Origin of the sequence: Pseudomonas sp. BAY1663, assembly GCF_000582595.1 — a bacterium.
Taxonomy (GTDB): Bacteria; Pseudomonadota; Gammaproteobacteria; order Pseudomonadales; family Pseudomonadaceae; genus Stutzerimonas; species Stutzerimonas stutzeri_AF.
The window spans coordinates 1-14202 of record NZ_AZSV01000100.1 but is presented as its reverse complement, the minus strand read 5'-3'; the positions used below and the strand labels follow the sequence as shown (position 1 = coordinate 14202).

General features: G+C 67.4%; 9 protein-coding genes and 4 pseudogenes. 9 read left to right on the top strand and 4 right to left on the bottom strand.

What is annotated here, in order from left to right:
* Positions 1 to 1374, top strand: a 1374-nt coding sequence (locus tag BAY1663_RS19865) for a diguanylate cyclase (protein WP_037044123.1), incomplete at its 5' end; no start/stop codon positions are given.
* Here the strand turns inward: BAY1663_RS19865 and BAY1663_RS19860 are convergent.
* Positions 1371 to 2863, bottom strand: a pseudogene (locus BAY1663_RS19860) (aldehyde dehydrogenase). The gene BAY1663_RS19865 and the pseudogene BAY1663_RS19860 sit on opposite strands and share 4 nt — an antisense overlap.
* A 193-nt stretch (positions 2864 to 3056) precedes the next feature.
* On the opposite strand from BAY1663_RS19860, the gene BAY1663_RS19855 reads away from it, so the two are divergent.
* Positions 3057 to 4382 (top strand): aspartate aminotransferase family protein, encoded by a 1326-nt coding sequence (locus tag BAY1663_RS19855; RefSeq protein WP_037044121.1) that lies wholly within the window; start codon positions 3057 to 3059, stop codon positions 4380 to 4382.
* Between the two features lie 233 nt (positions 4383 to 4615).
* Here BAY1663_RS19855 and znuA read toward each other — a convergent pair whose 3' ends face one another.
* Positions 4616 to 5653: a zinc ABC transporter substrate-binding protein ZnuA gene (gene znuA, locus BAY1663_RS19850; protein WP_051497190.1), complete on the bottom strand. Its 1038-nt coding sequence runs from the start codon at positions 5651 to 5653 to the stop codon at positions 4616 to 4618.
* 64 nt (positions 5654 to 5717) lie between these two features.
* Between znuA and zur the strand changes: the two genes are divergently transcribed.
* From zur to BAY1663_RS19830, 4 genes and pseudogenes are all read left to right on the top strand, one after another.
* Positions 5718 to 6203 carry a zinc uptake transcriptional repressor Zur gene (zur, locus tag BAY1663_RS19845; protein ID WP_037044119.1) on the top strand — a complete coding sequence of 162 codons (486 nt, stop codon included), beginning with the start codon at positions 5718 to 5720 and terminating at the stop codon, positions 6201 to 6203.
* Complete coding sequence (znuC, locus tag BAY1663_RS19840; RefSeq protein ID WP_037044116.1) at positions 6200 to 6973, top strand: zinc ABC transporter ATP-binding protein ZnuC; 774 nt, start codon at positions 6200 to 6202, stop codon at positions 6971 to 6973. Before zur ends, znuC begins: the two co-directional genes overlap by 4 nt.
* Before the next feature lie 8 nt (positions 6974 to 6981).
* Positions 6982 to 7766: pseudogene (znuB, locus tag BAY1663_RS19835) on the top strand (zinc ABC transporter permease subunit ZnuB).
* A 3-nt stretch (positions 7767 to 7769) separates the two neighbouring features.
* Positions 7770 to 8267 carry a YgjP-like metallopeptidase domain-containing protein gene (locus BAY1663_RS19830; RefSeq protein ID WP_037044114.1) on the top strand — a complete coding sequence of 166 codons (498 nt, stop codon included), beginning with the start codon at positions 7770 to 7772 and terminating at the stop codon, positions 8265 to 8267.
* A 419-nt stretch (positions 8268 to 8686) separates the two neighbouring features.
* On the opposite strand, the pseudogene katE reads toward BAY1663_RS19830, so the two are convergent.
* Positions 8687 to 10821: pseudogene (gene katE / locus BAY1663_RS19825) on the bottom strand (catalase HPII).
* Between the two features lie 288 nt (positions 10822 to 11109).
* On the opposite strand from katE, the gene BAY1663_RS19820 reads away from it, so the two are divergent.
* The 3 genes from BAY1663_RS19820 to BAY1663_RS19810 are packed head-to-tail and all read left to right on the top strand — an operon-like array spanning position 11110 to position 13626.
* The gene (locus BAY1663_RS19820; protein ID WP_037044112.1) at positions 11110 to 12117 is read left to right on the top strand and encodes a methionine ABC transporter ATP-binding protein; all 1008 of its coding nucleotides are present in this window, start codon (positions 11110 to 11112) and stop codon (positions 12115 to 12117) included.
* Positions 12117 to 12794 carry a methionine ABC transporter permease gene (locus tag BAY1663_RS19815; RefSeq protein ID WP_037044110.1) on the top strand — a complete coding sequence of 226 codons (678 nt, stop codon included), beginning with the start codon at positions 12117 to 12119 and terminating at the stop codon, positions 12792 to 12794. Before BAY1663_RS19820 ends, BAY1663_RS19815 begins: the two co-directional genes overlap by 1 nt.
* Before the next feature lie 58 nt (positions 12795 to 12852).
* The gene (locus BAY1663_RS19810; protein WP_037044108.1) at positions 12853 to 13626 is read left to right on the top strand and encodes a MetQ/NlpA family ABC transporter substrate-binding protein; all 774 of its coding nucleotides are present in this window, start codon (positions 12853 to 12855) and stop codon (positions 13624 to 13626) included.
* A 235-nt stretch (positions 13627 to 13861) separates the two neighbouring features.
* On the opposite strand, the pseudogene BAY1663_RS19805 reads toward BAY1663_RS19810, so the two are convergent.
* Positions 13862 to 14202 (bottom strand): annotated as a pseudogene (locus BAY1663_RS19805) (alcohol dehydrogenase); the annotation flags it as partial.

The window sequence follows — 14202 nt, the reverse complement described above, 5'->3', positions numbered from 1 at the left end:
CCCGGCACCCGTGCGCTCGAGGCCCTGGCCCGCGCGGTCCAGCAACTGGCGAGCGAGACCCCCGGCGAGGAACCGCCGGCGGCCGCGCTGGCGCTGCGGGAGAGCCCTGACGAATTGCCGCCGAGCTGTCGCATCTACCTGCTGGAGGCGGACCCCAAGGCCGGCGCCAGCACGGCGCTGACCCTGCGCAACTTCGGCTACATGGTCAGCCATCTGCGCGATTTCGCCGCCCTGCAGGATGCCGTCGACGTCCAGTTGCCCGATGCACTGATCGTCAGCGTGCAGCACGACAACGCGCTCGAGCAGGTCGCGCAGCTGCAACAGCGGCTGGAAAGCCCGCTGCCGCTGCTGGTGATCCACGACCATTTCGACTTCGCCAGCCAGCTCGCCGCGGTGCGCGCCGGAGCCCAGGGATTCTTCGGCCGGCCGCTGGACATCACCCAGCTGGAGAACAGCCTGGAACGCTGCCTGGACCGTCGCCAGGGCGAGCCGTTCCGCGTGCTGATCGTCGACGACGATGCCGAGCTGGCGGAACGCTACAGCCTGGTGCTGCGCAATTCGCAGATGCAGGTACAGACCCTCGCCGAGCCCACCCGCCTGCTCGACAGCATGCGCAGTTTCAACCCCGAGGTGCTGCTGCTGGACGTCAACATGCCCGGCTGTTCCGGCCCCGAGCTGGCCCAGATGATCCGCCTGCACGACGAGTGGCTGCGGGTGACCATCATCTACCTCTCGGCGGAAACCGATAGCCATCGGCAGATGGCGGCGCTGCTGCAGGCGGGCGACGATTTCATCACCAAGCCGATCAGCGATACCGCGCTGATCGCCTCGGTATATTCCCATGCCCAGCGCGCCCGCTCGCTGAGCACGGCGCTGGCGCGCGACAGCCTGACCGGGCTGCTCAAGCACGCCGACATCAAGGAGCAGCTGGCGCTGGAGGTACAGCGTGCCACCCGCAGCGGCAAGCCGGCCAGCGTGGTGATGCTCGATCTCGACCATTTCAAGCAGGTCAACGACCACTACGGGCACGCCGCCGGCGACAACGTCATCCGCGCCCTGGCCAACCTGCTGCGCCAGCGCCTGCGGCGCATCGACAGCCTCGGCCGCTACGGTGGCGAGGAGTTCGTCGCGGTGCTGCCGGAATGCTCGGCGCTACAGGCCAGGCGCATCTTCGACGAGATCCGCGTGCGCTTCGCCGCGCTCAGCTTCAACAGCGGCGAGAGCCATACCTTCAGCGTCACCTTCAGCGCCGGCATCAGCGAAACCGACGGCCGCACCACTGCCGGCATCCTGCTGGAACGCGCCGACCAGGCCCTGTACGTCGCCAAGCACAACGGCCGCAACCTGGTGAGCCTGTTCGGCGAAGGTTCCTAGAGCTGGATCCAGGTGGCCTTGAGTTCGGTGTACTTGTCGAAGGCGTGCAGCGACTTGTCGCGACCGTTGCCGGACTGCTTGAAGCCGCCGAACGGCGCGGTCATGTCGCCGCCGTCGTACTGGTTGACCCACACGCTGCCGGCACGCAGGGCGCGCGCGGTGCGGTGCGCCCGGGACAGGTCGGCGGTCCACACCGCCGCGGCCAGGCCGTAGGGGGTGTCGTTGGCGATGGCGATGGCCTCTTCGGCGCTGTCGAAGGTGATCACCGACAGCACCGGGCCGAAGATTTCCTCCTGGGCGATCTTCATCGCATTGTCGACGCCATCGAAAATGGTCGGCTCGACGTAGAGCCCGCCGGTTTCCTCCAGGGTGCGCTGGCCGCCGACCAGCACCTGCGCCCCGGCTTCCCGCCCGGCGTCGATATAGCCAAGCACGCTGTTCAACTGCTGGGTATCCACCAGCGCGCCGACGTTGGTCGCCGGGTCCAGCGGGTTGCCCGGCCTCCACATCTTGAGCGCCTCGACCACCATGGGCAGGAAGCGCGCCTTGATCGAACGTTCCACCAGCAGCCGCGAACCGGCGGTGCAGACCTCGCCCTGGTTGAAGGCGATGGCGCTGGCCGCCGCCTGGGCCGCCGCCTGGAGATCCGGCGCATCGGCGAAGACGATGTTCGGGCTCTTGCCGCCGGCCTCCAGCCAGACGCGCTTCATGTTCGACTCGCCAGCGTAGATCATCAGTTGCTTGGCCACCCGGGTGGAGCCGGTGAAGACCAGGGTGTCGACGTTCATGTGCAGCGCCAGCGCCTTGCCCACGGTATGCCCGTAGCCCGGCAGCACGTTGAGCACGCCGGCCGGAATACCCGCCTCGATGGCCAGCCGGGCGATGCGGAGCGCCGTCAACGGCGACTTCTCCGAGGGCTTGAGCACCACCGAGTTTCCGCTGGCCAGCGCCGGGCCGAGTTTCCAGCAGGCCATCATCAGCGGGAAGTTCCACGGCACGATGGCCGCCACCACGCCCACCGGCTCGCGGGTGACCAGGCCGAGCTGGTCGTGCGGGGTGGCCGCGACCTCGTCGTAGAGTTTGTCGATCGCCTCGCCGCTCCAGCGCAGCGCCCGCGCCGCGCCGGGCACGTCCACCGCCAGCGAATCGCCGATCGGCTTGCCCATGTCGAGGGTTTCCAGCAGCGCCAGCTCCTCGCGGTTGGCTTCCAGCAGGTCAGCGAAGCGGATCATCACCGCCTTGCGCCTGGCCGGCGCCAGCTTCGCCCATACGCCGGCCTCGAATGCCGCCCGCGCGCTGGCCACGGCGCGCTCGGCATCGGCCTGCTCGCAGCTGGCGACCTGCGCCAGCACGCGCCCGTCCACCGGGCTGACGCAGTCGAGCGGGCCCCTCCCGCCGCGTCGAGGTATTCGCCCTGGATGAAGGCGCGCCCTTCGATGCGCAAGTCGCGGGCACGCTGTTGCCAGTCGGCGAGGGTCAGGGTGGTCATGGAGCGTCCTCTCGTAAGGTCTTCGGGCTGCTGGAAGGGGCACCCTAAACCAGCGGCGCCGGCCGTATCAATATTTTTTACGAACCAGGCGTTTTACGCCTTGTTTTGTTCGTTTTATTAAACATAGACTCGATGCATCCGCTGTGCGCTCGCCACAGCATAGCCTCCACCCGCAGCCCTGCCGGAGCTCACCATGGCCAACGATTTCCACCCCAGCGCATCGCCCGACCATTTCTGGATGCCCTTCACCGCGAACCGCCAGTTCAAGGCCAGCCCGCGGCTGCTGGAAAGCGCCGAAGGGCTGTATTACACGGCGAGCGACGGTCGCAAGATCCTCGACGGCACCGCCGGCCTGTGGTGCTGCAACGCCGGCCATGCGCGGCGCGAGATCAGCGAGGCGGTGAGCCGGCAGATCGCCAAGATGGACTTCGCCCCGACCTTCCAGATGGGCCATCCGCTGCCCTTCGAGCTGGCACAGAAGCTCAGCGGCATCAGCCCCGAGGGCCTCGACCGGGTGTTCTTCACCAACTCCGGCTCGGAGTCGGTGGACACCGCGCTGAAGATCGCGCTGGCCTACCAGCGCGCCATCGGCCAGGGCACCCGCACCCGGCTGATCGGCCGCGAACTGGCCTATCACGGCGTCGGCTTCGGCGGCATCTCGGTCGGCGGCATGCCGAACAACCGCCGCGCCTTCGGTGCGCTGCTGCCGGGCGTCGACCACCTGCCGCACACCCTCGACCTGCAGCGCAACGCCTTCAGCAAGGGCCTACCGCAGTATGGCGTGGAAAAGGCCGACGAACTGGAACGCCTGGTGACCCTGCATGGCGCGGAGAACATCGCCGCGGTGATCGTCGAGCCGATGTCCGGCTCGGCCGGGGTGATCCTGCCGCCGCTGGGCTACCTGCAGCGGCTGCGCGAGATCACCGCCAAGCACGGCATCCTGCTGATCTTCGACGAGGTGATCACCGGTTTCGGCCGCGTCGGCGAGCCCTTCGCCGCGCAGCGCTGGGGCGTCACGCCGGACATCCTCACCTGCGCCAAGGGCCTGACCAACGGCGCGGTGCCGATGGGCGCGGTGTTCGTCGCCGACAGGTTGTTCGAGGCCTTCATGACCGGGCCGGAAAGCGCCATCGAGTTCTTCCACGGCTACACCTATTCCGGCCATCCGGTGGCCTGCGCGGCGGCCCTGGCGACCCAGGAGATCTACCAGCGCGAGAATCTGTTCCAGAAGGCCATCGAGCTTGAGCCCTACTGGCAGGACGCGCTGTTCAGCCTCAAGGACCTGCCCAATGTGGTCGACATCCGCACCGTCGGCCTGGTGGCCGGCGTGCAGTTCGCGACGCACGCCGACGGCGTCGGCAAGCGCGGTTACGAGGTGTTCCGTCAGTGCTTCGAGAACGGCCTGATGGTGCGCGCCAGCGGCGACACCATCGCCCTGTCGCCGGCGCTGATCATCGAGAAGCCGCAGATCGACACGATGATCGCGCAGTTCGCCGATGGCATCCGCCAGGCCGGCTGAACACTCGGCGCACACGAGCTGCTACGAACCCTGCAGGAGCCCGCTTGCGGGCTCCTGCAACGGTGCATACAGGATCATCCGCGTTGATGCCCTACCGGACGCGTGGAAAATGCTCCGCAGTTTTCCACCCTACGCGGCTCATGTTAGGTAGGTGGGCGTAGGTTGGGTTGAGCGCAGCGAAACCCAACCGGCGGTGTGCCAGGCAACGCTTCGGCGTGAGTTGGGCTTCGGCGCTATGCCTCAACCGCAACCCACAGGCCATGGGCGTTACAGCGAATCCAGCAGTCGGCCAGGGCGTTGCCGAGGCCTTCGAGCAGCCGCTCGTAGCCCTGGGCATCGGCCGCCAGGCCGACGCCGAGCACATCCAGCTCGACCATCTTCACCGGCAAGCCGCTGGTCAGCGTTTCAGCCAGGCGCGGGCGGGCCGGCGGTTCGCTGAACACGCAGCTCGGCCCGGCCTGCTGCAGCCGTTCACGCATCGCCGCGACATGCCGGGCGCCCGGTTGCGCTTCGCCGCCGGCGCTGAACACGCCGGCATGGCGCAGGCCGTAGGCAGCCTCGAAGTAGTCGTAGGCCTCGTGGAAGACGAAGAACGGCTTGTTGCGCACCCCGGCGAAGCGCTGTGCGAGCCGTGCGTCCAGCGCCTCGAGGCGCTGGGCGAAGGCGGCGAGGTTCGCCTGGTAGCGCTCGGCGTTGGCCGGGTCGGCGGTGGCGAAGTCGGCGGCCATGCGTTCGGCGATCACCCGCGCATTGGCCGGCAGCAGCCAGAGGTGCGCGTCGAGGCTGCCGGGGCGATGATCGTGGTCGTGCTCGTCGGCATGCGCGGGCTCGTGGTCGTCATGGTCGTCATGGTCGTCATGGTCGTCATGGTCATGAGCGTGCTCGTCGGCCGGATCGTGATGCTCATCCGCTTCGGCGTGTTCATGCGCATCGCCGAAATGCCGCAGCGTCAGGCCCGGCAGCGCCTGCACGGCGACGGTCGCGCCCTTGCGCCCACTCAGCGCATGCGGCAGGAAACTCTCCAGATCCGGGCCGATCCAGTAGAGCAGCTCGGCATCGCGGATGCGCCGTACGTCGGACGGGCGTAGCGCATAGTGGTGCGCCGAGGCACTGGCCGGCAGCAGCACGTCGGGTTCGCCGACGCCGTCCTGCACCGCCGCAGCGATCAGTTGCAGCGGCTTGACGCTGGTCAGCACACGGACTTCGGCTTGGGCGGAGGCGCTGCCGACGAGCAGCGCGGCCAACAGCGAAAGGGAGAAAAGACGGTTCACGGGCATCACTCGAAGGGACGAAATTGGTACATAATAACGTCTCTCCACCACGACGTCGCCGCCCATGTCCAAGACCCCGCTGGCCTGCACGCCCCATGACCACGACCACTGCGTCAGCCACGCGCTGGCCGAAGCCGACAGCCTCTGCGCGCGCCAGGGCGTGCGCCTGACCGCCCTGCGCAAGCGCGTGCTGGAGCTGGTCTGGCAGAGCCACAAGCCGCTCGGCGCCTACGACATCCTCGCCGTGCTGAGCGAGCAGGACGGCCGCCGCGCCGCGCCGCCGACCGTCTACCGGGCGCTGGATTTCCTGCTGGAGAACGGCCTGGTGCATCGCCTCGCCTCGCTCAACGCCTTCATCGGCTGCAACCATCCGGAACATCCGCACCAGGGCCAGTTCCTCATCTGCCGTCACTGCCACACCGCTATCGAGCTGGAGCAGCCGGCCATCGCCGAAGCCATCGACGCTGCCGCGCGCAGCGTGGGTTTCGCCGTCGAGGGCCAGACCGTGGAAGTGGTCGGCCTCTGCGCAACGTGCCGGAGCGCGGCATGAGCGAAGTGCTGTTGCGGCTGGACGACATCCATGTGCATTTCGCCAACCAGGCGGTGCTCGAAGGCGCACAGTTGCAGGTGCATCGCGGCGAGATCGTCACCCTGATCGGCCCCAACGGCGCCGGCAAGACCACCCTGGTGCGCACCGTGCTCGGCCTGCTCAAGCCGGATCGCGGCCAGGTCTGGCGCAAGCCGAAGCTGCGGATCGGCTACATGCCGCAGAAGCTCCACGTCGACCCCACCCTGCCGCTGTCGGTGCTGCGCTTCTTGCGCCTGGTGCCCGGTGTCGACCGGGCCCGCGCGCTGGCGGCGCTGGGCGAGGTCGGTGCCGAGCACGTCATCGACAGCCCGCTGCAGAAGATTTCCGGCGGCGAGATGCAGCGCGTGCTGCTCGCCCGCGCCCTGCTGCGCGAGCCGGAACTGCTGGTGCTGGACGAGCCGGTGCAGGGCGTCGACGTCGCCGGCCAGGCCGAGCTGTACCGGCTGATCGGTACGCTGCGCGATCGCTATGGCTGCGGCGTGCTGATGATTTCCCACGACCTGCACCTGGTGATGAGCGCCACCGACCAGGTGGTCTGCCTGAACCGCCACGTCTGCTGCTCGGGGCATCCGGAGCAGGTCAGCAGCGACCCGGCCTTCGTCGAGCTGTTCGGCCAGGACGCGCGCAGCCTGGCGATCTACCACCACCAGCACGATCACAGCCATGACCTGCATGGCAGCGTGGTGATCGGCAAACCCCACGTCCATGGCCCCGACTGTAAACACGGATAGCCCGCGCAATGCCCGATTTCCTTCTCAACGCGCTGCTCGCCGGCCTCGCCCTGGCGCTGGTCGCCGGCCCGCTCGGCTCCTTCGTGGTCTGGCGGCGCATGGCCTATTTCGGCGATACCCTGTCGCATGCCGCATTGTTCGGCGTCGCCCTCGGCTGATGCTCGACGTCAACCTGACCCTGGCGGTGACGGTCGGCTGCATGCTGCTCGCCCTCCTGCTGGTCACCCTGCAGCAGCGCCAGCCGCTGGCCTCCGACACCCTGCTCGGCATCCTCGCGCACAGCACGCTGTCGCTCGGTCTGGTCTCGCTGAGTTTCATGAAGGACGTACGCATCGACCTGATGGGCTACCTGTTCGGCGACCTGCTGGCGGTGGGGCCAACCGATCTCGCCTGGATCGCCGGTGGCAGCGCGCTGGTGCTGCTGATGCTGATTCCGCTGTGGCGGCCGCTCTTGGCGGTCACCGTGCACGAGGAACTGGCCAAGGTCGAAGGCCTGCCGGTGGCGGCGATCCGCCTGGCGCTGATGTTGCTGATCGCCGTGGTCATCGCCGTGGCGATGAAGATCGTCGGCGTGCTGCTGATCACCTCGCTGCTGATCATTCCTGCCGCGGCTGCACAGCGCCACGCGCGCACGCCGGAGCAGATGGCGCTGGGCGCGAGCCTGCTGGGCCTCGTCGCGGTGTGCCTGGGGCTGGCGCTGTCCTGGTTCGAGGACACCCCGGCCGGGCCGTCCATCGTGGTCAGCGCCGCCGCGCTGTTCCTGCTCAGCTTCGCCTGGCCTCGCAGGGCCTGAGCCATGACTGATCTCAAGTACCTGCGCGGCTACCCCGAGCCATTGCTGGCTCAGGTACGCCAGTTGATCGCCGAGAATCGCCTGGGCGACTACCTCGCACGGCGCTATCCGGGGCGGCATCAGGTGCAGAGCGACAAGGCGCTGTACGGCTATGTGCAGCAGCTCAAGCAGGAGCACCTGAAAAGCGCCCCGCCGATCGACAAGGTGCTCTACGACAATCGCCTGGACCTGACCCACCGCGCGCTGGGCCTGCATACCGCGGTGTCGCGGGTACAGGGCGGCAAACTCAAGGCGAAGAAGGAAATCCGCGTCGCCTCACTGTTTCGCGAGGCGGCGCCGGAATTTCTCAGGATGATCGTGGTGCACGAGCTCGCCCACCTGCGCGAAAGCGAGCACAACCGCGCCTTCTACAAGCTCTGCGAACACATGCTGCCCGGCTACGGGCAGATCGAGTTCGACCTGCGGCTGTTCCTGCACTGGCGGGAGCTGCAGGACAACTGACGAGGCGCTCCGCGTGGATGGCTTCGGCCATCCACCCTACGGTCGGAGCTTGCGTAGGGTGGAAAACTCGCGCAGCGATTTTCCACGCGTCTGTGCCTGGCTTCGCCTCATGCCGGACCAGGCGCCGCATCCGCGTGGATGGCTTCGGCCATCCACCCTACAGCCCGAGCGCGTCGGAGCTTGCGTAGGGTGGAAAACTCGCGCAGCGATTTTCCACGCGTCTGTGCCTGGCTTCGCATCGTGCCGGACCAGGCGCCGCATCCGCGTGGATGGCTTCGACCATCCACCCTACAGCCCGAGCGCGTCGGAGCATGCGTAGGGTGGAAAACTCGCGCAGCGATTTTCCACGCGTCAGTGCCTGGCTTCGCCTCATGCCGGACCAGGCGCCGCATCCGCGTGGATGGCTTCGGCCATCCACCCTACGCCGGGATCGCTGCCGCCGCGGCCTCGCGCGCCCACACCCGGTGCTGACCGAGCGCCTGGACGAAGTTGCCGAATAGCGCATCGACGTCATCGCCCTCCAGCAACCCGGCATCCGGGGTGAGGTTCAGCGACGCCAGCAGCGGCCGCGCCGCACCGAGCACCATGATGGGTTTCAGGTGCTTGTAGGCCTCCAGCAGGTAGTGCCTGGCCTCGCCGGACTTGGCCATGGCTGCCGCCGCATCGGCACCGCCGGGGACGAACACGGCATCGAACATCACCGAGGGCATGCCGTCCATCGCGGCGTCGACCGGCAGCATCTTGCCATCCGCCGTTTTCACCGGAGCCGGCGACGGGCCGATGATCTTGGCCAGCGCGCCCTGCTCGGCCAGCTTGGCTTTGAAGGCATCGATGGCCGCGCCATCGACGCCGTTGGCCACCAGAACGGCGATCTTGCGCGACTTGATATTGCCCGGTGCGTGGTTCATCAAACTCAGGGCCGGCGAGCTCTGCGGAGTCGGCGCCTTCGGTGGCACGGTTGGCGCGGCCGGTGCCGGCAGGCCGAGGTTCTCGGCCACGCGGCGGGCTAGTTCCAGGTCGATATTGGCGAGGATCTCGTTGACCTGACGCTCGCGGATGAATACCCGCTCGACCTTGCCCAGCTCGAAGGTATAGGCGCCGATGATGTGATCCTTCTCCGGCTCGCTCATGCTGTTCCAGAACAGCGTGGCCTGGGAGAAGTGGTCGCCGAAGGATTCGCTGCGGTTGCGGATCTTGTGCCCCTCGACCCGCTCCGGATAGCTCTCGAAACCGCCGCCCTGGGCCGCCGGCGGGGTTTCCTTGGGCCAGCCGCTGTCGATGGAGTTGGGCTCGTAGTTGGCGCGGCCCTTGTGGATGGTCTGGCGATGGAAGGCGTCGCGCTGGTTGTTGTGAAACGGACACAGCGGACGGTTGATCGGAATCTCGTGGAAGTTCGGCCCACCGAGACGCAGCAGCTGGGTGTCGGTGTAGGAGAACAGCCGGCCCTGCAGCAGCGGGTCGTTGGTGAAGTCGATGCCCGGCACGATGTGGCCAATGTGGAAGGCGGCCTGCTCGGTCTCGGCGAAGAAGTTGTCCGGGTTGCGGTTGAGGGTCATCTTGCCGAGCTTCTGCACCGGCACCAGCTCCTCGGGGATGATCTTGGTCGGGTCGAGCAGGTCGAAGTCGAAGGTGTGCTCGTCGGCCTCCTCGACCACCTGCACGCCCAGCTCCCACTCGAAGTAGTCGCCCATCTCGATGGACTCCCACATGTCGCGGCGGTTGAAGTCCGGGTCCTTGCCGGCGATCTTCAGCGTCTCGTCCCAGACCAGCGAGAAGGCGCCGGCCACCGGCTTCCAGTGGAACTTGACGAAGCGGCTGACACCCTCGGCATTGATCAGGCGGAAGGTGTGCACGCCGAAGCCTTCCATCGCCCGGTAGCTGCGCGGCAGGGCGCGGTCGGACATGGTCCAGAGCACCATGTGTGCGGACTCGGGCGTCAGCGAGACGAAATCCCAGAAGCTGTCGTGGGCCGATTGCGCCTGCGGAATCTCGTTGTGCGGCTCGGGTTTCACCGCGTGGACGAAGTCCGGAAACTTGATGGCGTCCTGGATGAAGAACACCGGCATGTTGTTGCCGACCAGGTCGAAGTTGCCCTCGTCGGTGTAGAACTTGGTGGCGAAGCCGCGCACGTCGCGCACGGTGTCCGCCGAGCCGCGCGAGCCCTGCACGGTGGAGAAGCGCACGAACACCGGGGTCTCCTTGCCTTCGGCGGCGAGGAACGAGGCCTTGGTCAGCCAGCTGTGGTCGGCGTAGCTGACGAACACACCGTGGGCTGCGGCACCGCGGGCATGCACGATGCGCTCGGGAATGCGCTCATGGTCGAAGTGGGTGATCTTCTCGCGCATGATGAAGTCTTCGAGCAGCGAGGGCCCGCGGCCGCCAGCCTTGAGGGTGTTCTGGTTGTCGGCGATCTTCACGCCTGATTGGTGCGCAGCGCCTCGCCGGTGGCGTCGCTACGGAAGGTTTCCAGTTGGTCGAGCTTGGCATTGTGGTTGGCGCGGTCCACGGTATCGGTACCGGCCAGTTCGCTCTGCTTGGGAGTCTTGTCCGTCATGATGGTCCTCGATTGGCGGATGGGCTGAGCCACGAACGCTCCAGCTGACAGGCCAGGCCTGAAAGCAGGAGCGATTCACGGCATGCCAGTTAGTGACCGCCAGCGGCGCGACAAGGTTGCTGGGCCGGCCGGACCGCCCGACGATTTGCAAAGGCCCGGAGGCGCAGCGCAACGCCGCCGTTTCGAAGAAATTGACCGGCCACATGAGCCTTTTCGCCACATGCGGTAGAATGCCGGCCTTTCGCCGGACACCCCGGCACCGAACGACCGCACCCACAAGGTTCGCCCGTGATCGAATTTCACCAAGTCCACAAAACCTACCGGGTCGCGGGGCGTGATGTCGCCGCGCTGCAGCCGACCGAGCTGCAGATCGCCTCTGGCGAGGTGTTCGGCCTGATCGGCCATTCCGGCGCCGGCAAGAGCACCCTGCTGCGCCTGATCAACCGCCTCGAGGAACCCTCCGGCGGGCGCATCCTGGTCAACGGCGAGGACGTCACCGCGCTGGATGCCGACGGCCTGCGGCGCTTTCGCCAGCGCGTCGGGATGATCTTCCAGCACTTCAACCTGCTGATGTCCAGGACCGTCGCCGACAACGTCGCCATGCCGCTGCGCCTGGCCGGCAACTACTCGCGGGCCGAGATCGACACCCGCGTCGCCGCCCTGCTCGAGCGCGTCGGCCTGCGCGACCACGCACGCAAGTACCCGGCACAGCTCTCCGGCGGGCAGAAACAGCGCGTCGGCATCGCCCGTGCGCTGGCCACCGAGCCGGACATCCTGCTCTGCGACGAGGCCACCAGCGCCCTCGACCCGCAGACCACCGCGCAGGTGCTGCAGCTGCTAGCCGAGATCAACCGAGAGCTGCAGCTGACCATCGTGCTGATCACCCACGAGATGGACGTGATCCGCCGCGTCTGCGACCGCGTGGCGGTGATGGACGACGGCGTGATCGTCGAGCAGGGGCCGGTGACCGAGGTGTTCCTGCATCCCCAGCACCCGACCACCCAGCGTTTCGTGCTGGAAGACGAGGCGGTGGACGAGGGCGACATGCACGACGACTTCGCCCATGTGCCGGGCCGCATCCTGCGCCTGACCTTCCAGGGCGACGCGACCTACCAGCCGCTGCTGGGCACCGTCGCGCGCGAGACCGGGGTGGACTTCTCCATCCTCTCGGGGCGTATCGACCGCATCAAGGACACCCCCTACGGCCAGCTGACCCTGGCGCTGGTCGGCGGTGACATGGCCGCGGCGCTGGGGCGCCTGGATGCCGCCGACGTGCACGTGGAGGTGCTGCGCTGATGGAAGCTCTGTTCGGCTCCTTGTTCACCAACGTGGATTGGTACGAGATCTGGCTGGCGACGCTGGACACCCTGCTGATGCTCGGCGGCTCGCTGCTGTTCACCATCCTGCTCGGCCTGCCGCTGGGCGTGCTGCTGTTCCTCAGCGGCCCGCGCCAGCTGTTCGAGAACGGCCCGCTCTACGCGCTGCTGTCGTTCATCGTCAACGTGCTGCGCTCGCTGCCGTTCATCATCCTCTTGATCGTGATGATTCCCTTCACCGTGCTGCTGACCGGCACCTCGCTGGGCGTCGCCGGGGCGATTCCGCCGCTGGTGGTGGGCGCCGCGCCGTTCTTCGCGCGGCTGGTGGAGACCGCATTGCGCGAGGTCGACCGCGGCATCATCGAGGCGACCCAGGCGATGGGCGCGACGACCCGGCAGATCATCTTCAGCGCATTGCTGCCCGAGGCGCGCCCAGGCATCATCGCCGCCATCACCGTCACCGCCATCACCCTGGTGTCCTACACCGCGATGGCCGGTGTGGTGGGTGCCGGCGGCCTTGGCGACCTGGCCATCCGCTTCGGCTACCAGCGCTTCCAGACCGACGTCATGGTGGTCACCGTGGTCCTGCTGCTGGTGCTGGTGCAACTGCTGCAGAGCCTCGGCGACCGGCTGGTGACCCACTTTTCACGCAAATGAACCGCAACCAGGGCGAGCGAACCTTCGCACCCCGATCTACCTACGAAGGAACCGAACGATGAAGAAACTGATTGCCGCCCTGGCCACCGTCGCGGCGTTTTCCGCCCAGGCCGCCGAAACCCTGACCGTCGCCGCCACCGCCGTGCCGCATGCCGAGCTGCTGGAGTTCGTCAAGCCGCAACTGGCCGAGCAGGGCGTGACGCTGAACGTCAAGGTCTTCACCGACTACGTGCAGCCGAACATCCAGGTCGCCGAGAAGCGCCTGGACGCCAACTTCTTCCAGCACCAGCCGTACCTGGACGAGTTCAACAAGGGCAAGGGCACCGAGCTGGTCAGCGTCGCCGGCGTGCACATCGAGCCGTTCGGCGCCTACTCGAGCAAGGTCAAATCGCTGGACGAGCTGCCCAACGGCGCCACCGTGGTCATCCCCAACGACGCCACCAACGGCGGCCGCGCCCTGCTGCTGCTGGACAAGGCCGGCGTGATCGGCCTCAAGGAAGGCGCCGGCATCACCGCCACGCCGAAGGACATCGCCGAGAATCCCAAGCGCATCAAGATCCGCGAACTCGAGGCGGCCACCCTGCCGCGCGTGCTGACCCAGGTCGACCTGGCGCTGATCAACACCAACTACGCGCTGGAGGCCAAGCTCAACCCGACCCAGGACGCGCTGGTGATCGAAGGCAGCGACTCGCCCTACGTCAACATCCTGGTCGCCCGTCCGGACAACAAGGACAGCGACGCCATGCAGAAACTGGCCGCTGCCCTGCACAGCGAAGAAGTGCGCCAGTTCATCGAAGAGAAGTACCAGGGCGCCGTGGTCCCGGCATTCTGACCGTCGGGGCGTACCGTAGGTTACGGTTGAGGCGCGCAGCGCCGAAGCCCGGCTCATGCAAAAGCGCCGTCTGATGCATCGCCCGTTGGGCTTCGCTTCGCTCAACCCAACCTACCTCGTCCACATGCCCATAGGGGGCAGGCAGGCTGTAGGTTGCGGTTGAGGAGCACAGCGACGAAGCCCAACTCGCGCCGAGGTGTTGCCTGAGGCATCGTCCCGTGCGGGGTTCTGCGTCTCAGGGCACCAGCACCGCGGCACCCTGGAAGCGTCCGTGGCGCAGGTCGTCCAGCGCCTGGTTGGCCTGCTGCAACGGGTAGACATGGGTCTCGGTACGAATACCGACCTTCGCCGCGATCGGGAAGAAATCCAGGCCATCCTGGCGCGTCAGGTTGGCCACCGAGACCACTTCGCGCTCCTGCCAGAGGATGTCGTAGGGAAAGCTCGGGATGTCGCTCATGTGGATGCCGGCGCAGACCACCCGGCCGCCCTTGCGCACCGCACGCAGGGCCGCCGGCACCAACTCGCCGGCCGGCGCGTAGATGATCGCCGCATCCAGCGGCACCGGCGGCGGCTGCG